Below are 23,317 nucleotides of genomic sequence, written 5' to 3'. Positions count from 1 at the left end.
TCGGAAGGCTTATCATCGCGCCATGGCCACCGCTGAGCTGATCCGCATCGTCTCCCGCTCCTCACCCATGGCGCTCGCCCAGGTGGAGCGGGTCCGCACCGAACTCGCCGCCCTGCACCCCGGACTGCGCACCGAGGTGGTCCCCGTCACCACCTCGGGCGACCGGTGGACCGGCGACCTCGCCAAGCTCGGCGGTAAGGGTGCGTTCACCAAGGAGGTCGACGCCGCGCTGCTCGCCGGCGAGGCCGACGTCGCCGTGCACTGCCTCAAGGACGTGCCCGCCGACCGGCCGCTGCCCGCCGGCACCGTGTTCGCCGCCTACCTGCGACGTGACGACATCCGCGACGCCCTCGTCCACCCCGGCGGCCGCACCCTCGACCAGCTGCCGCCCGGCACCCGGATCGGCACCTCCTCCGTCCGCCGCACCGCCCAACTCGCGGCCTCCCACCCGCACCTGACCTGCGTCCCGATCCGGGGCAACGCCAACAGCCGGCTCGCCAAGCTCGCCGCCGGGGACGTCGACGCGCTGCTGCTCGCCGTCTCGGGCCTGGAGCGGATCGGGGAGGAGGGGTGGATCACCGAGGTGCTGGGCGTCGACGCGATGTGCCCGCCGATCGGCGCGGGGATCCTCGTCCTCCAGTGCCGCGAGGACGACGTCGCGACGATCGGAGCGGTCACCGGGCTCGGCCACCACGACACCTGGCGCGAGGCCGCCGCCGAACGGATGTTCCTGCACGTCCTCCAGGGCCACTGCAACAGCCCGATCGCCGGCTACGCCAAGGCCGAACCGGACGGCCGCCTCTCCATGCGCGGCCGCGTCTTCAGCCCGGACGGCAAGCAGGTGCTCGACGCCCACGAATGGGCCGGCGCTCTCAGCCCCGAGGACCTGGGCACCTCCACCGCCCTCGCCCTCAAGCGCCAGGGCGCCCACGACCTGATCGCCGCCATCCCGCACTGAGGCCCCTCCGGGCGCCCGCGCCGCGCGCATAGGAAGTCGGACAGGCCGACTTCCTGTGCGCTGGGGGCTTCTGTGCTGGTGCAGCGAGCCGGGGACTGGTGCTCGGTACGGTGCAGAGCCCGGGGAAAATTATGACGGTCGGTCTACATATTCGGCCCGCGTGCCCAGGCGCGCACGGCCAGGACGCACGCGGCGAATACGGGCCCGGTGGGGCCCGGGGTGTAGAGCCTCACCCGCCTGGGCGTGCCTCCGGGGCGTGGGCGGCAGAACCAAGCACGTGTTCGAGGCGTCCGTTGAGGAGTGATTAGCGGAGTGCTCGGCGCCATGCCGATGTTCTGGCCCGGCCTGCTGTTCTCGCTGGTGCCGGCGGCGTTGCTGAACCGGCCGGTCGGGCGGCTGCTGCGGGCCCACTGGGTGGTGGGCTTCCTGCTGCTGCTCGGGCTCGGCGGGGTGATCGTGTCGACCCTGCTGCCGGACGCGTTCCGGCTGTCCGCGGACGCCGTCCGGCACTGCAACGTGGCGGGCGGGCGACCGCGTTCGGCACACGAGCTGCTGGCCGTCCGGCATGTGGACCTCAAGCTGGCGACGTACGCCCCCGTCGGCTTCGCCGCCGCACTGGCGGGCACCCGGCGGAGGGCGGTGGTGGCGCTGCTGGGGGCGGCGGCACTGCCCTCCGCGGTGTCGGGGCTCCAGTACGCGCTGCCGGCGATCGGGCAGACCTGCGACGTACAGGACGTCTGGGACGGGATCCAGGGCATCGTGATGGGCGCGACCATCGGGCTGCTGGCCGGACCGGTCGTGCGAGCGCGGGCCCGTTCGCTGCGGGCGACCCGCCGCTGATCCTTCGCGTCTTCGCGGCCGTGTGCCCTGCGCGGCCCCGCGCCTTCGAGGCCCCGCAGCCCTGTGTCTGCGTGCCCCCGCGCCCACACGCCCCGCACCCCCCGCGCCCCCGCGCACGGCCTCGGCGCAGGAAGTCGGACTGGCCGACTTCCTGCGCCGAGGTTCCGCCCGTCAGTGCTCGTCGGGGAGCAGCGGGAAGAGCCTGGTCACGGCGGCGACCGGGCGGGCGTCGGCGGGGCGGGCGGCCGGGTCGCTCTCGCGGTTGCGGAACGGGGCGAGGACCTGGCGGACGGCTTCGCCGACGGCGGCCAGCTCGGCGGGCGTCAGGTAGACGACGGTGCTGAACGCGTCGTCCTGGCGCCAGTCCGCCGGGGCCTGCTCGCGACGGGCGAGCCAGCGTTGGTAGCTCTCGTCCTCCAGGCCTCGGGCCAGTTCGCCGAACTCATCTCCATCGGTGGGTGGTTGGTTCCGCTGCTCGGCGTTCGGCGTCCTTGCCGACCGCTCCGGTTGCGGCAGGCGCCAGGGCCGGGCGCGGCCGTCGACGGGTGGGGCCTCCTCGATCAGGCCGTGGCGGGCGAGCTGGCGCAGGTGGAACGAGCAGAGGCCGGAGCTGTGACCGAGCCGGGCGGCCGCCTCGGTCGAGGTGATGGTGCCGTGTTCGGCGAGCAGCGCCATCAGGGCGGTGCGGACGGCGTGCTCGGGGAGGGCGCCGGTGGCGGTGAGTTCTTCGGTCACTTTGCAAAGTCTGCTACTTTGCAAAGCCAGTGACAAGTCGTCATCATCTTGACTCGACCACGGCAGAGGAGCACCCCCATGCCCGACGTGTCCGTTGCGCCCGTCGCGCCCGAATACCCAACCGTCCTACGGATCACCGAGATCGGGGAGTCGATCTTGCACGGCCCGTGCAGAGCTGCCACCGAACGGGACTTCGGCAGCGCGGAGTTGGCCCGGCTGATCGACTCCATGTTCGTGACCATGTATGTCGCCGAGGGCGCCGGGCTCGCCGCTAACCAGGTGGATGTGGACCTGCGGCTGTTCGTCTACGACTGCCCCGACGACGACGGCGTCCGGCACGTCGGACACCTGCTCAACCCGGTGGTCGAGCCGGAGGCCCCCGGGCGGCGGCGCCTGATCGAGGACACCGAGGGCTGCCTGTCCGTACCGGGCGCCGGCGCCGCGCTCGCCCGCCCGGCCCGGGCGGTGGTGCGCGGGTTCGACCAGCACGGCAACCCGCGCACCATCGAGGCGACCGGCTACTTCGCCCGCTGCCTGCAACACGAAACCGACCACCTGAACGGACAGTTGTACGTCGACCGGCTGTCGAAGCGGGAGCGAAAGGACGTGCTGCGGCAGACCGCCGAGCGCCGGGAGCAGGTGTTCAGGCAGCGCACCGAGGCGACGCAGCGGCTCAACTGGACCGGCCCGGTGGAGGGTTGCGCCCCTTCCTGCCGCTGCCGGCGCGCGGACCCGACGTCGTGACCGGCCCGACTCCCTGGCCGCCGTCCGCGACTCCTGCGACACCGTCGCCGCCGACTACGGGCAACTCGTGGTCCCACCTGAGTAGTTGGGTCCGCTCCCGCGAGGCGCGCCGACGGCCTTCGCCGAGCTCGTCCGCGACTCGGGCAGCGGGCCGGTTGCCGACCTCGGGTGCAGACCGGGCCGCATCACGGCCCACCTCGCGGCGCTCGGACTGTCCCCGGGCGTACGCCTGCCAGCTGGCCCACCGGGTGAGGGCAAGCCAACCGGACTGGCTCGCGCGGGGGAGGGGGTTCGGCTGTGCGGACGAGGCGCGAGGCGTGCGGTGGGGCGGATGGTGGACGCATGCCGATCACACTGTCGCCGGGTGTCACCGAACGCCCCGTACCCCGTTGGGCCTTGCGCCTCGCCAGGGCCCTCCCGTTCGCGCTGCTGCCGCACTGCCTGTGGCGACTGCCGTTCGCGGTCGACTTCCGGATGGGGATGGTCATGCCGGACGCGCCGCCCATGCCGTGGTGGGGCCCGGCGTACGTGGTCGGGCTGAGCGTGCTCACGGAGGCGCTGGCGCTGCTCGTGGGCGGACTGGTCAGCGGGTGGGGCGAGGTGTTCCCGCGCCGGCTACCGGTCATCGGCGGGCGCCGGGTGCCACCCATGGCGGCGGTCGTCCCGGCCGTGCTGGGCGGCCTGGCCCTGGTGGCCCTGTTCGACCTGCCGATCGTCCGGAGCGGCACGTTCGGCTTCGCGGAGGACGGCTTCAGCACCGAGGGGTGGCGTCTGCTCGCCACCGCCTGCGTCACCCCGACGACCCTGTGGGGCCCCATCGTCCTGGCCCTCGCCTGGTCCTACCACCACCGCCGCCGCCCCACCCGCTAGGCACTGGGCCGTCAGCGTTGCAGCTCCAGCGCGGGGACGGCTCTGGCGGCTGAGGTACACCGGTACGGGCTGCCGCGAGAATGGCGAAAGATCCGCCGTCGATAGGGTGTCGCCCGGCCCCGTTCGACGGGGCACCGGAAGCGGCACCCGTCGGCGAGACCAACCGTCATATTTCTCCCGGAGACTCCTTGTTGACCTCTGGAGGAAATCGGACAGGTCGACGTGACTCAGTTGTGAGTTCCGCGAAAGCCGCCCGTGGATCGCACAGTTCGGCAGCCGCGCGTGAGCAACGGATTCGAGTTGCCCTGGATGTAAAACATCGTTTCTTTTGGCTACTGACCGGACCGTGATGTGGCCTCGTCAGCGTGCCATGAATCGGCCCAGCTCCTGCGTCTTCCCGCGAAGTTCCTCACCCCAGACCTGTCGGTCCTCTCCGTCGGCTGCACGTGCGCTCACCAGGATCTGCGCGTCCCGAAGCTCGGCTGCCGGAGCAGCACTGGGCGGTGGCTCCCAATGCACCTCGACGCCCGCCCGCTCGGCGAGGGCCAGCACCGTGATGACGAATCCCTCGGTCAGGGCTCGCACGATGGCATGCTGAGTCTCTCGATGCCGGGCTAGGAGGGAGTTGGCGAAGACTTCGAGCGCTGCCGGGTCGACCTGGCACTCGTCCGACTCCATGGGGCCGATGCCGGACGGGAGACCGAATTCTTCTTCGAAGACCGCCACCTGGCGCAGGAACAACCGTGACGCCCCGTTGGACGGATTCCAAAGGGTCTCTTCACCCACGTCGTAGTACTGGCTCACCCGGCGCCTCCCAGTTTGTCCGACGGGCCAGCCTAGTTCGATCATCTCCAGGGCGCGGAGGGATTACGCCGTGCTCAGGCGGCGATAGCAGATGAGCGCGGAGCTGATGCCTGCGCTGGCGCCAGGTGCTGCCCGAGGTCGCGACGAACACGACGGCCGCCAACACCTCTCGGTCTCCGGCCCTCTGCCGGCCCCACCCTGCGGTCGCTGGACCACCGTTGGCGGTACTGCCCGCCGGAACAACTTCCACAGCTCGTCCGGAACCAGACGCTCAGCAAGGCTCCCCGCAACCGCAGAGCGATGCCGTGAGCCAAAGAATCCGTGTCTAAGCCGTAGGGTTGCCGTGTGACGGATGAGCTGTTGTTCGAGACGGCGCAGGCTGGCGGGGGCGGCGGGGCGGGTTGCCCGCGGTGCGAGGAGACGACAGAGATCACTGTGTTCCGCGAGCGGTACTGGCCCATGGTCCGGGGCCAAGGCATGGTGCGGTTCTTGGTGGCGGCGGTGCTGTTCGCCATGGCTGCCAAACCGCTGCTCACGGGGCATGTTGCAGGCGTGCTGCTGTTCGCCCTCGGTGTGCTGTCCGCCGTGTCGTGTGCGCGGGCCGTGGCACTGGCGCGCTCCGGTGGGCCGGTCGACGTCGTCTACTGCCACCACTGCACTGCCCGGTCCAGAAGAACGTGAGGGTGGCGCCGGCTCGGTTGCGTCCGGGCCGGCCCCGGGGCAGGCCGTCACTCCTGGGCCGGATAGCCGATCTCGGCGAGGTCCTCGGCCAGGTCGGAGACGTCCAGCTCCGGGTTCAGCAGCGACACGACGCGCTGGGTGAGCGGGCGCAAGGCATAGACGTGCCGGACGGCCGCCAGGTCCACCGCTACCTCGTAGTACTCCTCCGCGAACCGCTGATATGCCTCGGGGCGGCCATCCAGCAGCACATCGAACAACCACTCGGCGCTGCCATCGTCCTCCACGCCCTCCGGCAGGGGCTCGACGGCTCCTGTCCGCCACGCGCTGTCGGCTTGTTCGCGCCAGAAGCAGACCGTCGCTCGCGGTGTCCCGTGGTCGCTGAAGGCGGGCTCCGTGACGTGGGGGCGGAGTGCCTCCGGCACCCCGTCGAACAGGCCCGGCCACGGCGCCGGAGGCGTCACTCGGTACGGGGTCATCGGCGACTCGTGATCGAAACCGCGGGCATAAGCGCCTGCCGGTGAGAAGACGATCGAGTACTCGTTGCCGCAGCCGTCGCGCATTGAGGCCATCTCCTCCGTCGGCGACCAGCGGGCGTCGAACGAGAAGTGCCGGCTCTCCCACCCCGGGCTCAGGATGGCGTCCAGCATCGCCATGGCGCGGGAGCGGTCCCGGACGAGGGAGATCTCGGGCAACTGGGCGATCAGGTCAGGGGCGGGCACGGGCACATCTGAGCCGATCCCACTGACAAGGGCCGAAGGGGGGCAGGTCCGCGTGACGGTGCCGCGGTGCCGGGGCGACGGGTCAGGCGTTGCCGGTGATCAGGGTGGTGGCGAGGTGGTCGGCGATGTCTGCGGTCAAGGGGGCGTGGCCGAGTAGGAAGCGGTACCAGAAGAGGCCGTAGACCTGGTCCACGATGAGGTCGAGGTCGGCGTCCTCGGCGAGTTCGCCGCGCTCGCGGCCCCGGGTGAGGAGTTCGCGCAGGGCGGTGCGGCGGGAGGCGGTGAACGTCTGCATCAGCTCGGCGAGGTGCGGGTCGCGGGCGGCCTCGCGGGCGAGGGTGCGCAGGGCGGGGGCGGTGGTGCCGCGCTGGGCGCCGTCGAAGGTGGTGGCGATGAACGTGCGGAGGTCGGCGCGCAGGTCGCCGGTGGAGGGGGCGGGGGCGGCCTGGTCGGCGCGGTCGGCGAGCGCGTCGAGCAGGACGGCGCCCTTGGAGGGCCACCAGCGGTAGACGGTCTGCTTGCCGACGCCGGCGGTGCGGGCGATGGCGTCGATGGTGACCGGGGTGCCGTCGGATTCGGCGAGCAGGCGCAGGGCGGCGTCGAGGATCGCCTGGTGGGCGGCCTCGTTGCGGCGGCGTCCGGTGTGCGGGCGGGTCGTCCCGGGTTGGGGGTCTGTCGCATTCATGGTGGTCCCTCTCTGCTCGCGCGCTGGCTGCTCCAGTGCCGGCCACTTGACAAGACTAACAGTCTCGACAAACATCATTGCCGGAACCAACAGTCTCGACAAGCAGGCAAGTCGGAAGGAAGCACCACCATGAGCACGACGTCAAACCTCTTCACCGGACAGCGCGTTGTCGTGATGGGCGGCAGCTCGGGCATCGGCGAGGCCGCGGCCACCACCTTCGCGGCCGACGGCGCCGAGGTCGTGATCACCGGCCGCGACCGCGAGCGGCTCGACGCCGCCCTCGAACGGATCGGCGGCAGGACCGCGGAGCAGAGCAGGGCCACCGAGCCGGGCAAGGTCGCCGGACACCAGGTCGACGCGGCGGACCCCGCCGCCGTCGCCGCCTTCTTCGCCGAGGTCGGCACCGTCGACCACCTGGTCGTGGCGGTCAGCGGCGCGGCCGGCAGCGGCCCGTTCGCCGGGCTCGACCTGGCCGATCTGGCGGCCGGGTTCGACGCCAAGTTCTGGCCGCAGGTTCGCGTCCTCCAGGCGGCGCTGCCGCACCTGCGGGCGGACGGATCGGTCACGCTGATCACCGCCGCCTCGGCTCGCTCCGCCTTCCCCGGCACCGCCGGACTCGCGGCCATCAACGGCGCGTTGGAGGCGATGGTCCCGCCGCTGGCGGTCGAGCTGGCGCCGTTGCGGATCAACGCGGTCTCGCCCGGCGTCATCGACACCCCCTGGTGGGACCGCGTCCCGGCCGAGCAGCGCGCGGCGCTCTTCGAGGGACTCGCCGCCACCACCCCGGCCGGCCGGGTCGGCCGGGCCGAGGACGTCGCGCAGGCGATCCACCTGCTGGCGGCCAACACCTTCATGACGGGCATGGTCCTCGACTGCACCGGCGGGGCCAACCTCCCCACCGGCCGCTGAACCGGGGAGAGTTGATCGGGCCCGGCCGCTGGCGGCGGCCTCGGGGCGGGATCCGCACGGTGCGCTGACGGCGGCTCTGACGTTCGGCCTCGCACGGCCGGGGCGACGGTCGGTGGTCGGCGGTCCGGCGGCGGCGCCGTGGGACTGCCGGGCCACGGCGGCTGTCGGCCGGGCGTCCTTCGCCTCCCTGCGCCGCATGCCCCCCACGTGGTGGCGTCGAGCGGGGCGGCGGGTTGTCCCGCCGCGCCGGGATCGGCCAACTGGGCTAGAGGAAAAGGGCGTTCGCCGTACCGCCGGGCACACCGGGGCCCCCGCCCCCCGGGCTCAGGTTCGGCGGACGAAGCCGGCCAGTAGACCGCGGAACTCCCAGCCGAGCGCCGCGTAGAGCGCCCGCCCCTCCTCCGTGGCGCCGAGGACGGCGGTCTGCGCGCCCGCCTCCACGGCGGCCGTGGCGAGCAGGCGCATCACCGCGGTGCCGAGGCCGCGGCGCTGGTGGGCGGTGTCGGTTTCGACGCGGTCCACGACGGCGAGGGCGCCGTGGACCGCCGTGAAGCCGGCGGCCGCCACCTCGCCCTCGGCCGTACGGACCTGGACGCGGACCGCGCCCCCGGTGGCCTCCGTCTCCGCCCGGTACCCGTCCGGCAGGGTGCAGTCCTCCCGGCGCAGCGCGGTCGTCATCATCAGTTCGTCGGCCGCCGACTCCCAGCCGGGCCCGAGCCAGTTCAGGGCCTGCTCCGGGTCGACGAAGCCCTTGATCCGTGCGAACGGCCGGTCCGCCGCCGCCCCCGCGGCCCGTACGCTCTCCTCGTCCGTGCGCAGCAGTACGTGCCGCACCGTCTCGCGCCCGCGTCCGACGTCCACCCGCAGCCCCCACGGCACCTCCACCGGCACCGGACTCCGCCGTGCCGCGGCCAGCCCGTACACCCAGGCCTGCGTCAACTCGCTGCTCAGCGCCACGTCGCGCCGCCCCCTCGCCCGTCGATCTTGGTTCCCGTACCCTACCCGCGCGCCAGCAGGACGAGCGCGGTGAGTGCGCTCGCGGCAGGCCGCGCAGCCGCAGTCGGGGGGTGACGGTGCACACCCAGGTGGAGGACGATCTCACCTCCCACGACTACGAGTTGGCGCTCGACCGGGTGGCCTCGGTGGCGGCGGAGATCACCGAACACCTCCAGACGGCCCGGGCCTGCCTCGACGGTTCACAAGGGACGGTCGAGCGACCGATCGAGCGCCCGGTGGAATCCCCGGTCGCGCGCCCGGAGGAGAACCGGATTGTCCCGGGGGAGGTGTTGTCCGCCACGGACAACCCGCTGAGCAGCGGTGAAGCGGCGGTCCAGTACCGGGAACCACTCCCGGCGCCGTCCGCCGGTGACCACCAGAAGGCGCTCGTCGAGCTCATCGACACGCTTCGGACCCTCGCGGCGAGGGGCCAGCGGGGACGGCGGGGCCAGCGGGGACGGCGGGGCCAGCGGGGGCGGAGTGGCCCACGCCCGGGCACCACCCGGCCGCTCAACGCGGCGGTCTCGTACCGGCCCAGCCGCCAGGATCCGCTGGCCGTGAGCGTGAAGGACGACGGCTTCGGCCTGACGGAACTCGACCTGTCGCACCGGCTGCACCAGGGCTTCGGCCGGGCCTTCCACCGGGAGGTGGCGCGGCTTGGTGGCCGGGTCCGGCTCTTCACCGCCAAGGCGGGCGACGTCTGGTGGAACACCGCCGAGTTCGGGGTCTCGGCGCAGAGGCGGGTCGGCGTGGGCACCACCCTGGGCCGGAAGCCGAAACGGGACACGAACGCGCACGGCACCGAGCTGATCATCAGCGACCTCCATCCCCTCGGGGAGATCGACGGCCGGGAGCTGGCGGGGATCCGCACGCACCTCGGCGACGTCTTCAGCCATCCGCTGGCGGCGGGAGAGCTCAGGATCACCGTCAACGGGGTCCCGGTGCAGGCGCGGCGACCGTGCATCTGGTCGGCGGAGCGCTCGGTGCGCCGCGGCGATCTGGAGATCTTCGCGGTGCAGCGGTTCCACCACACCGGAGGCCGGACGAAGGTGTGCCGGGAGTGCGGGAGGGTGTTCTCCTCCCTCGTCTGCCCGGCCTGCGGGCCGTCCCGGGCGACCCCGGTGGTCGGCGAGGTGTGGGGTTGGCTGGGCGTCCAGCGGTTCGCGGACCCCGACGACTACGGCATCGACGTCATCCGGCGGGGGCGGAAGATCCTCCGGCGGAGCAAGCGGCTCTTCCTGCGGTACCCGTGGTCCGAGGACGAACGGGAGCAGGAGTACCCGGGTGCCCTGTCACGCCGGGGCCGGCTGGTGGGAGAGGTCCACTGCGACGCGGTGCCGCTCGTCGGCGCGGGGACGTCCCTCGACTTCCGCAGCGCGGAGTGGCGCGACGTGGTCTCGGTGGTGCGGGGCGCCGGACCGCTCTCCCCGTCGGCGCGGCGGCACCGCGGTCTGCCGGAGAACATCAGCCCGCTGGGGCTGCTGGTCCGGGGCTTCGGCGAGAACGTGCCCGGCCTGAGCCACCTCATGCCCGGTGACGGGTGGGCGGCCCAGCACCAGCTGGACCGCGCCTGGGCGGAGGGCTTCCGTGCCGGCGATCCCGAGTTCCAGACCGACGAGCGCTGGTACGAGGAGGCGCGGCGGCACGACGAGTTGGTCGCCGCACGTCACCAGTTCGCCTCCCGGTAGTCCTTGAGGAACACCCCCGACACCGGGTGGCCGGCCTCGCCCCGGACGATGGGGTCGTAGACCCGGGCGGCGCCGTCGACGATGTCGAGGGGGGTGCGGAAGCCCTGGGCGGCGAGGTGGGTCTTCTTCGGGGCGGGGTTCTCGTCGGTGATCCAGCCGGTGTCGACAGCGCACATGTGGACGCCCCGGGTGGCGAGTCCGGCGGCGCTGGTCCGGGTGAGCATGTTGAGGGCGGCCTTGGCCATGTTGGTGTGCGGGTGGCGGTCGGTCTTGTTGCGAACGGCGAAGCGGCCCTCGACGGCCGTGACGTTGACGATGTAGCGGGCGGGGTGCGGCGAGGCGAGGAGGAGGGGGAGCAGCCGGTCGCAGAGCAGCGCGGGCGCGAGGGCGTTGACGAGCTGGGTCTCCAGCACCTCGGCCGGGTCGAGCTCCCCGAGCCGGGCGGACCACGAGTTGGTGGGCGCGAGGTCGGGCAGCAGCCCGGCCTCGTCAGGCAGAGCGGGGAGGCCGGGCAGGCCAGGGAGGCCGGGCAGGCCGGGGAGACCCGCGAGACCCGCGAGACCGGGCAGGTTGAGCAACGACCCGTCCCCGCCCGCGAGTTGGGCCGGACCGTGGACGGGCCGGAACCCCGGGGCCGGCACGACGACCCGCATCTGCGCGGCGGGCAGGGCGGTGCGCTCGCCCTCGGCGAGCAGGGCGTAGGACTCGGGCGGCCGGCGCAGGGTCTGCGCGGCGTTGTTGACCAGGATGTCGAGCGGGCGCCCGTCCGCGCGCAACTGCTCGGTGAGGCCGAGGACTTGGCGCGGGTCGCGGAGGTCGATGCCGACGACGGTGAGTCGGTCCCACCACTGCGCGCTGCCCTCGGCGGCCCGGAAACGGCGGACGGTGTCGTGCGGGAAGCGGCTGGTGACGGTGAGGTCGACGCCGTCGCGGAGCATCATCAGCGCGAGCTGGAAGCCGATCTTCACCCGGCCGCCGGTGAGCAGCGCGCGGCGGCCGCGCAGGTCGGTGGAGAGCGCGCGCCGGGCGGTGTTGTCGGCGGCGCAGCCGGGGCAGAGCATGTGGTAGAAGCCGTCGACCTGGCGGTAGTGCTGCTTGCAGACGTAGCACTTGCGCGGTGTCCGCAGTTCGCCGACCGGTGGGCCGGCGGGGGCGAGCGGGGCGTCCTCGCGGCGGTCGTGGGCGCCGGTGGCGGTGGCGGCGAGCAGCCGGGCATCGGTCCGGCGGACGGCCTGCTTGGCCTCCTGGCGGCGGCGCTTGCGGCTCTCCGTGACGAAGGAGCGGAGCTGCCGCTCGGCGTGCAGGCGGGTGCGGTCGTGGAAGGGGAGCTCGCGCAGGCGGCCGAGGGTGCGGCTGAACGCGTCGAGTTCCTCGGTCGTGACGGCGCCGTGCGGACCGTCGGTGGTGCGTCCACCGTCGGTGTGTGCGCTGGTGAGGTGCTGGTTCTCGTCGTCCCGGACCGTCGTGTCGGCCATGTCCGCCCCCTTGTGCCGTGCAGGTGGGAGGGACTGTAGTGGACGGTCCGGGACGATGAGATGCCAATTTCTGCGGGCCAGACCGAGCCGGACCAGGCCAGGCCGGCCAGCCCGACGCCCGGCCCGGCCCGGCGGTCAGCCGGCGTACTGGGCGAAGATCTTCGCGAACTCGTACGGCTGCTGCGGGATGTTGGTGCACTTGAACAGCGCGCCGGTGCAGGCGTTGGCGTCGCGGGTGGCGTCCCAGAAGGCGAGCAGGCCGAGGTGGTTCTGCCGGGCGAAGGTCACCAACTGCTGGGCCGCCGCCTGGTTGTAGATCTGGTGGTCGTCGTTCTCGCCGATCATCGGGGTGACCCCGACCATGGCCCACAGCCGGGCGTCCGGCTTCGCCGGGTAGAGCGCCTTGAGCTGGCCGAACAGCGCCTGGGCGGCCTGGACGGCGGCGTTGCCGTAGTCGGTGCCGGTCCGGTAGTAGTCCATCGCCATGATGTTCACCAGGTCGACGTCGACCCCGGCGTCGCGGGCGGACTTGACGATGGCGACGCCCTCGGTGGTCAGGCCCTCGGGCAGGACGGGCAGGGTGAACGAGACCCGGAGTCCGGGGTGGGCCTGCTGGAGCCGGGCGAGCGCGGCGGAGCGGCGGTCGTTGGCGGCGGTGTCGGCGATGGCCGCGCCTTCGATGTCGAAGTCGACGTAGCGCAGGTTGTAGGCCTTGACCACGGCGTCGTACTCGGCGAACAGCGAGTCCACCGTGGTGCAGGCGGCGGCGAGTTCGGTGCCGCTGGCGCCGCCGAAGGAGAGCTTGACGTCGCCGCCGCCCGCCCGCAGCGCGTCGATCTGCTCCTTGGCCCAACCGGTGCGCGGGTCGTAGGCGTTGAACCAGCTGGCCTTGCAGCCGACGCCGGTGACGAAGCCCATGGTGTAGGCCTTGAGGTTGCCGGCCCGGGCCATGTCGGGCAGGGACGGGGTCGGCCAGGCGCCCATGTCGATGTAGGGGGCGACGGGGACGGCGACGTTCGGCGGCGGGGTGGTCGGGCCGCCGGTGGGCGTTCCGGTCGGGGTCGCCGTGGGTGTGGCGGTGGTGGGCGGCGGGGTGGTGGGGGTGCCGCCGGGGCCGCTGAGCGTGATGTCGTCGGCGAGGTAGGCGCCCTGCCCGTACCAGCCGTGCAGGTAGACGGTGACGCTGGTGGTGGTCGGGCCGGTGGTGAAACTCGTGGACAGCTGCTGCCAGTTGGCGCCGCCCGGGGTCCAGGTGGCCGGGTCGCTGACGCCGCTGCCGGTGGCGCCGAGGTAGACGTACTGGCCCTGCACCCAGGCGCTGAGGGTGTACGTGGTGTTGGGCCGCACGGCCACGGTCTGGCCGCACTGCGCGGTGTCGCTCACGCTCGCGGCCCCCTTCAGTGCGTAAGTGCCGCTGTGCACACCGGAATTGACGACGCTTCCGGTGCCGCCCGAACAGCTCCAGGGGCTGAGTGTGCCGCTCTCCAGGCCGGGGTTGGCGAGCAGGTTGCCGTCGGCGGCGCCGGCGTTCCCGGCGAGGGTGGCGAGCCCGCCGGCGGCGAGCGCGGTGGCGGCGGCCAGGCCGAGCAGCTTGGTGCGGGCACCGCCGCGGCGGTGGGCCGGCCGGTGCGTGGGGGCGTGCTGGGGCGCGCTGGGCATGGGGGTGCCTCTCGGGACGGTGGGCCGCCCGCGCCGCGAGGGGGGAGAACACGGAGCGGGCGGCAGCTTGGGGGCTGTCCGGTGCGGGGGAGGAGGAGCGCGGTGCTGAGCATCAAACTGGACTAGACCAGCTGTGCACGTCAAGCACTTCCGCTCACTTGGCAGGCGTCAAAAGACCACCGTGGGCCGGTTTTAGGGGCGGCTTAATGAGGCCGGCGGTCTTGGCTGGCGGACTCCGCGGGCCTGCCCGGCACCTGAGCATCTAAGGTGCGCCGATGAGCAATCACGTGATCGGTGAAACCTTCGGTGGCCCCCGGATCTGCTTCATCGGGGACTCCTTCGTCCAGGGGCTCGGCGACCCCGAGTTCCGCGGCTGGGTCGGTCGGGTGTTGCAGGCCGCCGCGCCCGACAGTACGGCGTTCAACCTGGGTGTCCGGCGCAACAGTTCGGCCGAGGTGCTGCGGCGTTGCTGGGCGGAGGTCGAGAGCCGGACGCTGCCGGGGGCCGACAACCGGCTGGTGGTCTCCGTCGGTGCCAACGACGCGATGACGGAGGGCGGCGCGCCCCGGGTCGGGCCCGCGGAGACCCTGGCGAACCTGGCCGCCCTGCTGGACGGCGCCCGCGAGCGCGGGATCGGCACGTTCGTGGTGGGCCCGCCGCCGGTGGTCTGCGGGGGAGCGGAACACCTGGACCGGCTGCTCGCGCTCGCTCCGGCGATGGCCGCGCTCTGCGCCCGGCGCGGCGTGCCGTTCGTGGACGTGACCCGCGTGCTCGCCGAGGACCGGGTGTGGGTGGCCGAGGCGAACGCGGCGGACGGCGCGCACCCGGGTGCGGGCGGGTACCGGCGGCTGGCCGAACTGGTGCTGGACGGCGGGTTCGGCGGGTGGATCGGGTCGGTTCCGGAACGGGCTTGACCTTGAGTGCACTCCAAGGTGAAAGCTGGTGCACGTTGATCCACCGCACGCGAATCGCCGCACGCGAATCGCCGTCCGCGAATCGCCGCAGAGTAAAGCACAGCACAGCACAGATCGGAGCACCGTCATGCGCAACGCCTCGTTCGGTTCCCACGGGCCGGAGACCAGCGTCATCGGCCTCGGTTGCATGGGGATGACCTGGGCCTACGACGTGCAGAACCGGGACGACGAGAACTCGGTCCGGGTGATCCACCAGGCGCTGGACCTCGGCGTCACCCTGATCGACACCGCCGACATCTACGGCCCGTACAGCAACGAGGAGGTGGTCGGCGCCGCGCTGGCCGGCCCGCACCGGGAGCGCGCGTTCCTGGCCACCAAGGTGGGCCTCGTCCCGGGCACCAAGGGCGAGCGGGTCGACCGCGACGGCCGCCCGGAGCACGTCCGCCGGTCGATCGACGAGAGCCTGCGCCGCCTCGGCACCGACCACGTCGACCTGTACCAGCTGCACCGGGTCGACCCGGAGGTCCCGATCGAGGAGACCTGGGGCGCGCTGGCCGAGGCCGTGACGGCCGGCAAGGCGCGTCGGATCGGCCTGTCCGAGGTGGGGGTCGAGGAGATCAAGCGGGCCCAGGCGGTGCACCCGGTGGCGTCCGTCCAGAACGAGCTGTCGCTCTGGACCCGGGACGCGCTGGCCGAGGTGCTGCCGTACACCGAGGAGCAGGGCATCGCCTTCCTGCCGTTCTCGCCGCTCGGCCGGGGCTTCCTGACCGGCGGGATCTCCTCCTTCGACGAGCTGCCCGCCGACGACTTCCGGCGCGCGCTGCCGCGCTTCCAGCAGGACGCGTTGAAGGCGAACCTGGAGCTGGTCGGCCGGGTGCGGGTGGTGGCCGAGCGGGTGGGCGCGACGCCCGCCCAGGTCGCGCTGGCCTGGGTGCTGGCGCAGGGCGAGTACGTCCGCCCGATCCCGGGCACCCGGACGCCGCGCTACCTGGTGGAGAACGCCGGTGCGGCGGACCTGGTGCTGTCGGCGGCCGACCTCGCCGAGCTGGACGCGCTGCCGGAGGCCACCGGCGGGCGCTACTGAGCCGAACGGGCCGGCCGGTGAGTCCGGGGCTGAACGGAACAGAACAGGCAGCCCGGCAGGCTACCGGATCCAATCGCATTTAGCCCGGTGGTGAAGCGATTCCGGATCCTGCCGTGACGTGAACGTTCGCACCTCCCGCACTGTTGTCAGTGGCGCCGGACAGGTTGATCGACGTGCAGCTCCGGTACTCCTTCCGGCTCTACCCGAACGGGCCTCAGCGTTGCGCGCTGGCCCGCGCGTTCGGGTGCGCGCGGGTGGTGTGCAACGACGCGTTGCGGGCCCGTGAGGACGCCCGTGCGGCGGGGCTGCCGTTCGTGCCGTCGGCCGTGTTGTCGAAGGCGCTGACGGAGGCGAAGAAGACCCCGGAGCGTTCCTGGCTCGGCGAGGTGTCGGCCGTGGTGTTGCAGCAGTCGCTGCGGGATCTTTGGACGCCGCGTACCGGAACTTCTTCGACGGGTTGAAGGGCAAGCGTCCGCGCATGGGCGCGCCCCGGTTCAAGTCCCGTAAGGACCGCCGGCAGGCGATCCGGTTCACTGCGAACGCCCGCTGGTCGATCACCACCGGGGGCGACCTGTCGTTGCCGAAGATCGGCGATGTGCGGGTGAAGTGGTCCCGCGCGCTGCCGTCGGTGCCGTCCACGGTGACCGTGATCAAGGACGCGGCTGGCGGTGTCAGCCTGTCGAGCGCAGGTGAGACCGGGACCTGTTCCGGGGCAGCGCGAAGAAGCAGGAACCCGCCGAGACGGTCAGCCGACCGTGGTAGGAATTCCCGGCCATGAGGCCGGGGAGCGGAAGTCAACGCTCCTTGATCCAGATCAGCCGCCGCCCGGTCTCGGCCGGCGCGTGGACGGCGGTCTCGGCGATCCGGTCCAGCCGGTAGCCGAGCTTGCGCGGGACGGCCGCGCTGGCACCGTTCGCCTGGTCGCAGTGGATCTCCACCCGCGCGATCCCGGGCAGGGCCAGCGCGGCTCCGGTGAGCGCCCCGGCCGTGGCGGTGGCGATGCCGCGGCCGACGTGGCGGGCGCCGACCCAGTAGCCGATCTCCAGCGCGCCGGGGCCGATCCGGCCGTGCAGGGCGGCCGCGCCGACCACACGGCCGGGCGTGTCGTCGAGGACGACCAGGTACATGAAGTCGGTGCCGGCCTTCCAGGCGGCGGTGCCGGCCCTGGTCACCTCGGCGGTCTGCGCGCGGGTGGGGGCCTCGGCCGCCCACTCCATCCAGGGCCGCAGGTGGTCCAGGTTGGTGTGGATGGCCTCGTGCAGGGCCGTCGCGTGGGCGCGGCGGCGGCGGTGCAGGGTGATTCCGCCGGGCAGCCGCAGCAGTTCGGGCGGCCGCCCGGCGGTGGCCTCGCGCAGCCCGCCGCGCCCCGCGAGCGGGCCCGGCCGGTCGGGCCGGTCCGGCCGATCGGGCCGATCGGGCCGGATCGACGCGGGTGGGCGTTCACAGGACCGTCGCTCGGTTGGACTCATGACGGCGATTATGTCCTTGGCCCGGACCTGTCACCACCGACCGCGCGGCGGCGCTCCCCGGCGGGTCAGAGCCGGACCAGCACCTCGTCGAGCTCCTTGCGCCGGAGATCCGGCACGCGCGCCCCTTCCGCCGGGTAGCCGACCGGGATGACGTACGCCGCGCGCTCCTCCGCCGGGCGGTCGCACACCTCGTTGAGGAACTTCATCGGGCTCGGCGTGTGGGTCAGCGTGGCCAGCCCGGCCTGGTGCAGGGAGGCCAGCAGCAGCCCGACCGCGATCCCCACCGACTCCTTGGTGTAGTACGGCCGCGGCGAGTGGGGCCCCTTGTGGACCTCGAACACGACGATCACCGCGGGCGCGTCCTCCAGGAACGGCTTGCGCCAGTCGGTGCCGATCGGCGCCAGCGCGGCCAGCCACTCGGCCGAGGCCCGGTGTGCGTAGAACTCGCGCTCCTCGGCCTCGGCGGCCTCGCGCAGCCGCCGCTTGCGCTCCGGGTCGGTGACCACCACGAACCGCCAGGGCTGGACGTGCGCCCCGCTGGGCGCGGTGTTGGCGGTCCGGACCGCCCACTCGACCACCCCGTCCGGGATCGGGCGGGTCGAGTAGTCGCGGACGGTCCGGCGCTGCGCCATCACGTCGTGGAAGGACCGGCTGCGGGCCTCGGCCTCGTGGGCCGGGACGGTCATCGGGGCGTGCGGGACGGTCGGGTGGGGCGTCCCGGCAACGGTGCTCTCAACGCTGTCAACCATGGCGGACAGCACAGCACATGACGCCCCTTCCCGGAAGGGTCCAGACCAATCCGGAGACCAGGCCGCAGACCGGGCCGCAGGCCGGTCCGGAGACCGGTCCGGAGACCGATCGGCTCCGGCGGCCCGGTCAGCCCTCGTGGACCCGCCCGTCCCGGACCTCGATCCGCCGGTTCACCGCGACGGTGTCCAGCATCCGCCGGTCGTGCGTGACCAGCAGCAGGGTGCCGGTGTACGAGGCGAGCGCGGACTCCAACTGCTCGATCGCGGGCAGGTCCAGGTGGTTGGTGGGCTCGTCCAGGACCAGCAGGTTGACCCCACGGGCCTGGAGCAGCGCGAGCGCGGCCCGGGTGCGCTCGCCGGGGGAGAGGGTGTCCGCCGGGCGCAGCACGTGCACCGCCTTGAGGCCGAACTTGGCCAGCAGGGTGCGCACCTCCTCCGGCGAGAGCTCCGGCACGGCGGCGGCGAAGGCGTCCATCAGCGGCTCGCCACCGAAGAACAGTCCGCGCGCCTGGTCCACCTCGCCGACCACCACGCCGGAGCCCAACGCGGCGCTGCCGCCGTCGAGTTCGAGCCGGCCGAGCAGGGCGGCCAGCAGGGTGGACTTGCCCGCGCCGTTCGCGCCGGTGATGGCGACCCGGTCGGCCCAGTCGATCTGCAGGTCCACCGGGCCGAAGGCGAAGTCGCCGCGCCGGGCGACCGCCCCGCGCAGGGTCGCGACCACCGAACCGGAGCGCGGCGCGGTGGCGATCTCCATCCGCAGCTCCCACTCCTTGCGCGGCTCCTCGACCACGTCCAGCCGCTCGATCATCCGCTGGGTCTGCCGGGCCTTCGAGGCCTGCTTCTCGGTGGACTCGGCGCGCACCGCGCGGCCCATCTTGTCGTTGTCGGAGGACTTGCGGCGGGCGTTGCGCACGCCGTGCTCCATCCAGCCGCGCTGCATCCGGGCCCGCGCCTCCAGGCCCGCCTTGGTGTCGGCGTACTCCTCGTACTCCTCGCGGGCGTGCCGGCGGGCCACCGCGCGCTCCTCCAGGTACGCCTCGTAGCCGCCGCCGTAGAGCTTGACCTGCTGCTGGTGCAGGTCCAGCTCCAGCACCTTGGTGACGGTCCGGGCCAGGAACTCGCGGTCGTGGCTGATCAGCACGGTGCCGACGCGCAGGCCCTTGACGAAGGCCTCCAGCCGCGCCAGGCCGTCCAGGTCGAGGTCGTTGGTGGGCTCGTCGAGCAGGAAGACGTCGTAGCGGGAGAGCAGCAGCGAGGCGAGGCCGGCCCGGGCGGCCTGGCCGCCGGAGAGGGCGGTCATCGGCAGGTCGAGCGAGACCTTCAGGCCGAGCGAGTCGGCGACCTCCTCGGCGCGCTCCTCCAGGTCGGCGCCGCCGAGCTCCAGCCAGCGGTCCAGGCTCTCGGCGTACGCGTCGTCGGCGCCCGGGCGGCCGTCGACCAGGCCTTCGGTGGCCTCGTCCAGGGCGGCCTGCGCGGCGGCCACGCCGGTGCGGCGGGCCAGGAAGGCGCGCACCGACTCGTCGGCGCGCCGCTCCGGCTCCTGCGGCAGGTGGCCGATGTTGGCGCTCGCCGGGCTGAGCCGCAGCGAGCCGCCCTCGGGGGTGTCCAGCCCGGCCAGCAGCCGCAGCAGGGTCGACTTGCCGGCGCCGTTCACGCCGACCAGGCCGATCACGTCGCCGGGGGCGACGACCAGGTCCAGGCCGGAGAAGAGGGTGCGTTCGCCGTGGCCGGCGCTGAGGTCCTTGACTACGAGTGTGGCGCTCATGATGCGCCCGATTGTAGGAGGAGCGGGGCGGTCGGTGGAAAAGACCGGGGTGAGGCCGGGAAGGGCCGGAAGGCCGGAAGGCCGGAAAGGCCCGGGGGCCGCAGCCGTGTCGGCTGCGGCCCCCGGGACCTGTGGTCTGTGACGCGTGGTCTGTGACGCGTGACGCGTGACCTGTGACGCGTGACCCGGAAAAGCTCAGCGGGTCACTTGGTCTTCTTGGAGATGTAGTCCAGCGCCTTGGCCGCGACGTCGTCCAGGTACGGACCGGCCTCCCAGGTGTTGTCGAACCCGCCGATGGAGGTGTCCGAGACCAGCACCTGCTTGCCGTCCTTCATCGCGAACCAGCCGCCGCCGCTGTCGCCGCCGGTGCCGTTGCAGCCGATGGTCAGCATCGCCGGGCGGGACGCGTCGAGGGAGGTGCGGACCGGCTTGGGGGCGTCGCAGTGCTCCAGCTCCATGCCGTCGAAGGGCTTGCCGGCCGGGTAGCCGTAGCTGCTGACCGCGGTGATCTGGTCACGCGGGGCGTTGAACCAGACCGGCACGGAGCCGCCGACGGTCTCCTCCAGCGACTTGTTGCTGCCGTCCGGGTTCGCCACCCGGATGATCCCGAAGTCGTACTGGCTCCAGGGGCCGCCGTTCTCCGGGTCGGCCTCGCCGGCCCAGGTCGGCGACACGATGCCGGCGGTGGCGCCCCACTCGCCGAACGGCTCGGCCTGCGCCAGGGTGGCCTGCTTGCCGCCGCTCAGCGCGCCGTTGCTGTTGAAGCCCGGGGCGAAGACGATGTTGGTGTGCGACTTGCCGCCCTTGCCGCCGTGCAGGCAGTGGCTCGCGGTCCACACCAGGTTGCTCTTGCCCGGGTTGGCCGGGTCGGAGATCACGGTGCCGGAGCAGACGTACTCGTCGTTGCCGTCCATGAAGAACAGCTTCCCGTTGACGTTGAAGTTCTTCGCGAACGGGTGCGGGACCGGCTTCTCCTGGACCAGGGCCGGCTTCGGGTCGTTGCCGCCGTCGGCCGGCGGCTGGGCCGGGGCCTGGGTGGTCGGCTGGGCCGGGGCGGCGCTGGTCGGGGCCGCGGTGGGCTGCGCGGTCGGCGCGGCGGTCGGCTGGCCGGTGGGCTGCTTGCCCGGGCCCGGCTTGGAGGGCTTGGCCTTCAGGATCTTCTGCAGGTCCCAGTAGCCCTTGACGGCCGGGGTGATGACGTTGGTCTTGGCCCAGTTCTCCCAGTCCTCCGGCTTCCACTTCTTCACCTCGTCGAGGGTCGGAAGCTTGATCGGAGCGGCACCGGGCTTGTCGGTGCCGGTCGCGGCCACCGTGGGCGCGGTGGTCTGCGCACCGTTCGCGGGGTCGCTGTTGTCCGGCCCGCACGCCGTGGCGACGACCATCGTCAGCGCGGCGACGGAGGCGCCCAGGACGGCACGGCTCGGCCGGGATATCGGTGACATGAGTTCAATTCCCCCTGTGAATGACCGCCATACGGCCCGTTCCGCGGGTACGGCCCAGCGGAGCCGCAGGTATGGCAGGTGAGGAGTCTGCCATGCGGATAAAGAACTCCTTACCTCCACCCCCGACTGGGACGAGGCTGTCACCGGATCGGCACCGGATCGGCACGTGGCGTCCGTTGCGGCCCGGACGAGCCTCCGGCGAGGTCCGGGTGCGGGCGGAAATTCGGTTGCACACGTCCGGCGGCGGCCGTAGCGTCGAGCACGTCGTCCGTTGGAGATGGCCGCCGTCCGTCGGAACCGGGCGTCGTCCGCCAGAACAGGAGAAGGCCGTTGCTCTACTGAGGTCCCGAGACACCGCCCCGCCACGCAGGCCGTTGCCGCGTGGTGCGCGTGCGAGTGTGCGACCTCGGTGTGAGCCGCCTTCCACCGGCGTGCCCTCCGCCCAACTCGCGTACCCCCTCGCACCCGCGGTGTCTCTCCGTGTTGCTCATCACCACCCCAGCAACCACCGGGAGACCCCATGTCACAACCCACCACCGCCGTCCTCTGCACCGACCTCGCCTTCGAGTGGCCCGACGGCAAACCCGTCCTGACGGACTTCCACCTCGCCGTCGGCCCCGGCCGCACCGGCCTGATCGGGCTCAACGGCGCGGGGAAGTCCACCCTGCTCAGGCTCATCGCCGGCGAACTCACCCCCGGCGGCGGCACCGTCCGGGTCGACGGCGAACTCGGCTACCTGCCGCAGGGCCTGACGCTCGACACGGAGCTCCGGGTCGACGAGGCGCTCGGCATCCGGGCCGCCCGCGAGGCCCTGCACGCCATCGAGTCCGGCTCCACCGACCAGCGCCACTTCGACTCGGTCGGCGACGACTGGGACGTCGAGGAGCGCGCCCGCGCCACCCTCGACCGGCTCGGCCTGCGCCGCCTCGGTCTCGACCGCACCACCGGGGAACTCTCCGGCGGCGAGGCGGTGTTGCTGCGGCTCGCCGCCCTGCTGCTGCGCCGGCCGGACGTCCTGCTGCTCGACGAGCCCACCAACAACCTCGACCGGGCCGCCCGTGAACGGCTCTACGAGGCGGTGGCCGGCTGGCACGGCGTCATGCTGATCGTCAGCCACGACCGCGAACTGCTCCAGCACGTCGACCAGATCGCCGACCTGCGGGACGGCGCGGTCACCTGGTACGGCGGCAACTTCGCCGCGTACGAGCGCACCCTCGCCGCCCAGCAGGAGACGGCCGAGCGGCTGCTGCGCAACGCCGAGGCCGATGTCCAACGCCAGAAAAGGGACTTGATCGACGCCCGGACCAGGCTGGAGCGCAGCGCCAGCTACGGGAAGCAGCGCTCGATCACCCGCAACGACCCGCACATCTTCCGGGGCAAGCTCAAACGCCAGGGCCAGGAGACGGCGGGGCGGCTCCAGGGCATGCACACCGAGCGGCTGGAGGAGGCGAAACAGCGGCTCACCGCTGCCGAGGAGGCGGTCCGCGACGACGCCGAGATCCGGATCGACCTCCCGCGCACCGCCGTCCCGGCCGGGCGTACCGTGCTCACCCTGCAGAAGGTCCGGTTGCCGCACGGCACCACCGCCGACCTCGATCTGCGCGGCCCCGAGCGGATCGCCCTGGTCGGGCGCAACGGTGCGGGCAAGACCACCCTGCTGCGCGTCATCGCGGGCGAACTCGCCCCGCTGGCGGGGGAGATCACCACCCCGGTGCCGGTGCGCCACCTGCCGCAGCGGCTCGACCTGCTGGACGACGGGCTCACCGTGGTGGAGAACGTCAAGCGCTTCGCCCCCGCCGCCGGGGACAACGCGATCCGCGCCCGGCTGGCCCGCTTCCTGTTCCGCGGTGCCCGGGCCGAGCAACGCGCCGCCACGCTCTCCGGCGGCGAGTGCTTCCGGGCGACGCTGGCCGCCCTGTTGCTGGCCGACCCGCCACCGCAGCTGCTGCTGCTCGACGAGCCGACCAACAACCTGGACCTCGCCAGCGTCCGTCAGCTCACCCAGGCGCTGGCCGCCTACCAGGGCGCGCTGATCGTGGCCAGCCACGACCTGCCGTTCCTGCGCGGCCTGGGCCTCACCCGGTGGCTGGAGCTGGACGGCGAGCTGAGGGCGGTGGATCCGATGTAGCGG

General features: G+C 72.8%; 21 protein-coding genes and 2 pseudogenes. 11 read left to right on the top strand and 12 right to left on the bottom strand.

Annotation, left to right across the window (positions count from 1 at the left end; all coding sequences use genetic code 11):
• Positions 1-22: 22 nt before the first annotated feature.
• Both hemC and ABTY15_RS17940 read left to right on the top strand, forming a co-directional pair.
• A complete protein-coding gene (gene hemC, locus ABTY15_RS17945; RefSeq protein WP_350589829.1) occupies positions 23-958 on the top strand; it encodes a hydroxymethylbilane synthase in 936 nt (311 codons plus the stop codon).
• Between the two features lie 312 nt (positions 959-1,270).
• A complete protein-coding gene (locus tag ABTY15_RS17940) occupies positions 1,271-1,798 on the top strand; it encodes a hypothetical protein (protein WP_350589817.1) in 528 nt (175 codons plus the stop codon).
• A gap of 171 nt (positions 1,799-1,969) precedes the next feature.
• Here ABTY15_RS17940 and ABTY15_RS17935 read toward each other — a convergent pair whose 3' ends face one another.
• On the bottom strand, positions 1,970-2,473 hold the full coding sequence (locus ABTY15_RS17935; protein ID WP_502893527.1) for a winged helix-turn-helix domain-containing protein: 504 nt from the start codon (positions 2,471-2,473) through the stop codon (positions 1,970-1,972).
• Positions 2,474-2,611: 138 nt separating this feature from the next.
• Here ABTY15_RS17935 and def point away from each other — a divergent pair, with 138 nt between their 5' ends.
• Both def and ABTY15_RS17920 read left to right on the top strand, forming a co-directional pair.
• Positions 2,612-3,277, top strand: a complete 666-nt coding sequence (gene def, locus ABTY15_RS17930) for a peptide deformylase (RefSeq protein WP_350589787.1) — start codon at positions 2,612-2,614, stop codon at positions 3,275-3,277.
• Positions 3,278-3,619: 342 nt separating this feature from the next.
• Positions 3,620-4,147: a hypothetical protein gene (locus tag ABTY15_RS17920; RefSeq protein ID WP_350589783.1), complete on the top strand. Its 528-nt coding sequence runs from the start codon at positions 3,620-3,622 to the stop codon at positions 4,145-4,147.
• A 360-nt stretch (positions 4,148-4,507) separates the two neighbouring features.
• Here the strand turns inward: ABTY15_RS17920 and ABTY15_RS17910 are convergent, their stop codons facing one another.
• Together ABTY15_RS17910 and ABTY15_RS17905 are read right to left on the bottom strand one after the other, a co-directional pair.
• Entirely contained in the window at positions 4,508-4,951 is a 444-nt protein-coding gene (locus ABTY15_RS17910) for a DUF6086 family protein (protein ID WP_350589776.1), read from the bottom strand.
• Positions 4,952-5,066: 115 nt separating this feature from the next.
• A pseudogene (locus tag ABTY15_RS17905) lies at positions 5,067-5,218 on the bottom strand (IS5/IS1182 family transposase); the annotation flags it as partial.
• A 78-nt stretch (positions 5,219-5,296) separates the two neighbouring features.
• On the opposite strand from ABTY15_RS17905, the gene ABTY15_RS17900 reads away from it, so the two are divergent.
• Positions 5,297-5,632, top strand: coding sequence for a hypothetical protein (locus ABTY15_RS17900; protein ID WP_350590160.1), 336 nt, complete (start codon positions 5,297-5,299; stop codon positions 5,630-5,632).
• 47 nt (positions 5,633-5,679) lie between these two features.
• Here the strand turns inward: ABTY15_RS17900 and ABTY15_RS17895 are convergent, their stop codons facing one another.
• Positions 5,680-6,351, bottom strand: coding sequence for a hypothetical protein (locus ABTY15_RS17895; protein WP_350589764.1), 672 nt, complete (start codon positions 6,349-6,351; stop codon positions 5,680-5,682).
• Positions 6,352-6,433: 82 nt separating this feature from the next.
• Positions 6,434-7,036, bottom strand: coding sequence for a TetR/AcrR family transcriptional regulator (locus tag ABTY15_RS17890; RefSeq protein ID WP_350589757.1), 603 nt, complete (start codon positions 7,034-7,036; stop codon positions 6,434-6,436).
• A 129-nt stretch (positions 7,037-7,165) separates the two neighbouring features.
• Between ABTY15_RS17890 and ABTY15_RS17885 the strand changes: the two genes are divergently transcribed.
• Positions 7,166-7,945 carry an SDR family oxidoreductase gene (locus ABTY15_RS17885; protein ID WP_350589751.1) on the top strand — a complete coding sequence of 260 codons (780 nt, stop codon included), beginning with the start codon at positions 7,166-7,168 and terminating at the stop codon, positions 7,943-7,945.
• Positions 7,946-8,269: 324 nt separating this feature from the next.
• On the opposite strand, the gene ABTY15_RS17880 is transcribed toward ABTY15_RS17885, so the two are convergent.
• On the bottom strand, positions 8,270-8,902 hold the full coding sequence (locus ABTY15_RS17880; protein ID WP_350589749.1) for a GNAT family N-acetyltransferase: 633 nt from the start codon (positions 8,900-8,902) through the stop codon (positions 8,270-8,272).
• Between the two features lie 110 nt (positions 8,903-9,012).
• On the opposite strand from ABTY15_RS17880, the gene ABTY15_RS17875 reads away from it, so the two are divergent.
• A complete protein-coding gene (locus tag ABTY15_RS17875; protein WP_350589743.1) occupies positions 9,013-10,629 on the top strand; it encodes a hypothetical protein in 1,617 nt (538 codons plus the stop codon).
• Here ABTY15_RS17875 and ABTY15_RS17870 read toward each other — a convergent pair.
• Together ABTY15_RS17870 and ABTY15_RS17865 are read right to left on the bottom strand one after the other, a co-directional pair.
• Positions 10,608-12,104 (bottom strand): SDR family oxidoreductase, encoded by a 1,497-nt coding sequence (locus tag ABTY15_RS17870; RefSeq protein WP_350589736.1) that lies wholly within the window; start codon positions 12,102-12,104, stop codon positions 10,608-10,610. The two genes, ABTY15_RS17875 and ABTY15_RS17870, sit on opposite strands and share 22 nt — an antisense overlap.
• 135 nt (positions 12,105-12,239) lie before the next feature.
• Positions 12,240-13,763 carry a carbohydrate binding domain-containing protein gene (locus ABTY15_RS17865; RefSeq protein WP_350589727.1) on the bottom strand — a complete coding sequence of 508 codons (1,524 nt, stop codon included), beginning with the start codon at positions 13,761-13,763 and terminating at the stop codon, positions 12,240-12,242.
• Positions 13,764-14,038: 275 nt separating this feature from the next.
• Between ABTY15_RS17865 and ABTY15_RS17860 the strand changes: the two genes are divergently transcribed.
• From ABTY15_RS17860 to ABTY15_RS17850, 3 genes and pseudogenes are all read left to right on the top strand, one after another.
• Positions 14,039-14,677 (top strand): GDSL-type esterase/lipase family protein, encoded by a 639-nt coding sequence (locus tag ABTY15_RS17860; RefSeq protein WP_350589716.1) that lies wholly within the window; start codon positions 14,039-14,041, stop codon positions 14,675-14,677.
• Between the two features lie 127 nt (positions 14,678-14,804).
• Positions 14,805-15,761 (top strand): aldo/keto reductase, encoded by a 957-nt coding sequence (locus ABTY15_RS17855; RefSeq protein ID WP_350589708.1) that lies wholly within the window; start codon positions 14,805-14,807, stop codon positions 15,759-15,761.
• Between the two features lie 173 nt (positions 15,762-15,934).
• A pseudogene (locus tag ABTY15_RS17850) lies at positions 15,935-16,458 on the top strand (RNA-guided endonuclease InsQ/TnpB family protein); the annotation flags it as partial.
• Positions 16,459-16,555: 97 nt separating this feature from the next.
• On the opposite strand, the gene ABTY15_RS17845 reads toward ABTY15_RS17850, so the two are convergent.
• The 4 genes from ABTY15_RS17845 to ABTY15_RS17830 all read right to left on the bottom strand — a co-directional run bounded on the left by ABTY15_RS17845 (position 16,556) and on the right by ABTY15_RS17830 (position 21,186).
• Entirely contained in the window at positions 16,556-17,230 is a 675-nt protein-coding gene (locus ABTY15_RS17845; RefSeq protein WP_350589698.1) for a GNAT family N-acetyltransferase, read from the bottom strand.
• Positions 17,231-17,295: 65 nt separating this feature from the next.
• Entirely contained in the window at positions 17,296-17,979 is a 684-nt protein-coding gene (locus ABTY15_RS17840) for a nitroreductase family protein (RefSeq protein ID WP_350589690.1), read from the bottom strand.
• Positions 17,980-18,106: 127 nt separating this feature from the next.
• A complete protein-coding gene (locus tag ABTY15_RS17835; protein WP_350589685.1) occupies positions 18,107-19,744 on the bottom strand; it encodes an ABC-F family ATP-binding cassette domain-containing protein in 1,638 nt (545 codons plus the stop codon).
• A 203-nt stretch (positions 19,745-19,947) separates the two neighbouring features.
• Positions 19,948-21,186 (bottom strand): trypsin-like serine peptidase, encoded by a 1,239-nt coding sequence (locus ABTY15_RS17830; RefSeq protein ID WP_350589680.1) that lies wholly within the window; start codon positions 21,184-21,186, stop codon positions 19,948-19,950.
• Positions 21,187-21,706: 520 nt separating this feature from the next.
• Here ABTY15_RS17830 and ABTY15_RS17825 point away from each other — a divergent pair.
• Complete coding sequence (locus ABTY15_RS17825; RefSeq protein WP_350589674.1) at positions 21,707-23,314, top strand: ABC-F family ATP-binding cassette domain-containing protein; 1,608 nt, start codon at positions 21,707-21,709, stop codon at positions 23,312-23,314.
• The last annotated feature ends 3 nt before the right edge of the window (positions 23,315-23,317 follow it).

This window comes from Kitasatospora sp. NPDC097643, from assembly GCF_040302625.1.
Lineage (GTDB): Bacteria > Actinomycetota > Actinomycetes > Streptomycetales > Streptomycetaceae > Kitasatospora.
The sequence above is the reverse complement of the archived record's forward strand: the minus strand, read 5'-3'. Positions and strand labels throughout refer to the sequence as shown.

What these genes read in the sequence shown, in the direction of transcription:
- hemC (WP_350589829.1), top strand. Translation starts at nt 23, where the DNA reads ATGGCCACCGCTGAGCTGATCCGCATCGTCTCCCGCTCCTCACCCATG.
- ABTY15_RS17935 (WP_502893527.1), bottom strand. Translation starts at nt 2,473, where the DNA reads ATGGCGCTGCTCGCCGAACACGGCACCATCACCTCGACCGAGGCGGCC.
- def (WP_350589787.1), top strand. Translation starts at nt 2,612, where the DNA reads ATGCCCGACGTGTCCGTTGCGCCCGTCGCGCCCGAATACCCAACCGTC.
- ABTY15_RS17920 (WP_350589783.1), top strand. Translation starts at nt 3,620, where the DNA reads ATGCCGATCACACTGTCGCCGGGTGTCACCGAACGCCCCGTACCCCGT.
- ABTY15_RS17890 (WP_350589757.1), bottom strand. Translation starts at nt 7,036, where the DNA reads ATGAATGCGACAGACCCCCAACCCGGGACGACCCGCCCGCACACCGGA.
- ABTY15_RS17885 (WP_350589751.1), top strand. Translation starts at nt 7,166, where the DNA reads ATGAGCACGACGTCAAACCTCTTCACCGGACAGCGCGTTGTCGTGATG.
- ABTY15_RS17870 (WP_350589736.1), bottom strand. Translation starts at nt 12,104, where the DNA reads ATGGCCGACACGACGGTCCGGGACGACGAGAACCAGCACCTCACCAGC.
- ABTY15_RS17865 (WP_350589727.1), bottom strand. Translation starts at nt 13,763, where the DNA reads ATGCCCAGCGCGCCCCAGCACGCCCCCACGCACCGGCCGGCCCACCGC.
- ABTY15_RS17860 (WP_350589716.1), top strand. Translation starts at nt 14,039, where the DNA reads ATGAGCAATCACGTGATCGGTGAAACCTTCGGTGGCCCCCGGATCTGC.
- ABTY15_RS17855 (WP_350589708.1), top strand. Translation starts at nt 14,805, where the DNA reads ATGCGCAACGCCTCGTTCGGTTCCCACGGGCCGGAGACCAGCGTCATC.
- ABTY15_RS17845 (WP_350589698.1), bottom strand. Translation starts at nt 17,230, where the DNA reads ATGAGTCCAACCGAGCGACGGTCCTGTGAACGCCCACCCGCGTCGATC.
- ABTY15_RS17840 (WP_350589690.1), bottom strand. Translation starts at nt 17,979, where the DNA reads ATGGTTGACAGCGTTGAGAGCACCGTTGCCGGGACGCCCCACCCGACC.
- ABTY15_RS17835 (WP_350589685.1), bottom strand. Translation starts at nt 19,744, where the DNA reads ATGAGCGCCACACTCGTAGTCAAGGACCTCAGCGCCGGCCACGGCGAA.
- ABTY15_RS17830 (WP_350589680.1), bottom strand. Translation starts at nt 21,186, where the DNA reads ATGTCACCGATATCCCGGCCGAGCCGTGCCGTCCTGGGCGCCTCCGTC.
- ABTY15_RS17825 (WP_350589674.1), top strand. Translation starts at nt 21,707, where the DNA reads ATGTCACAACCCACCACCGCCGTCCTCTGCACCGACCTCGCCTTCGAG.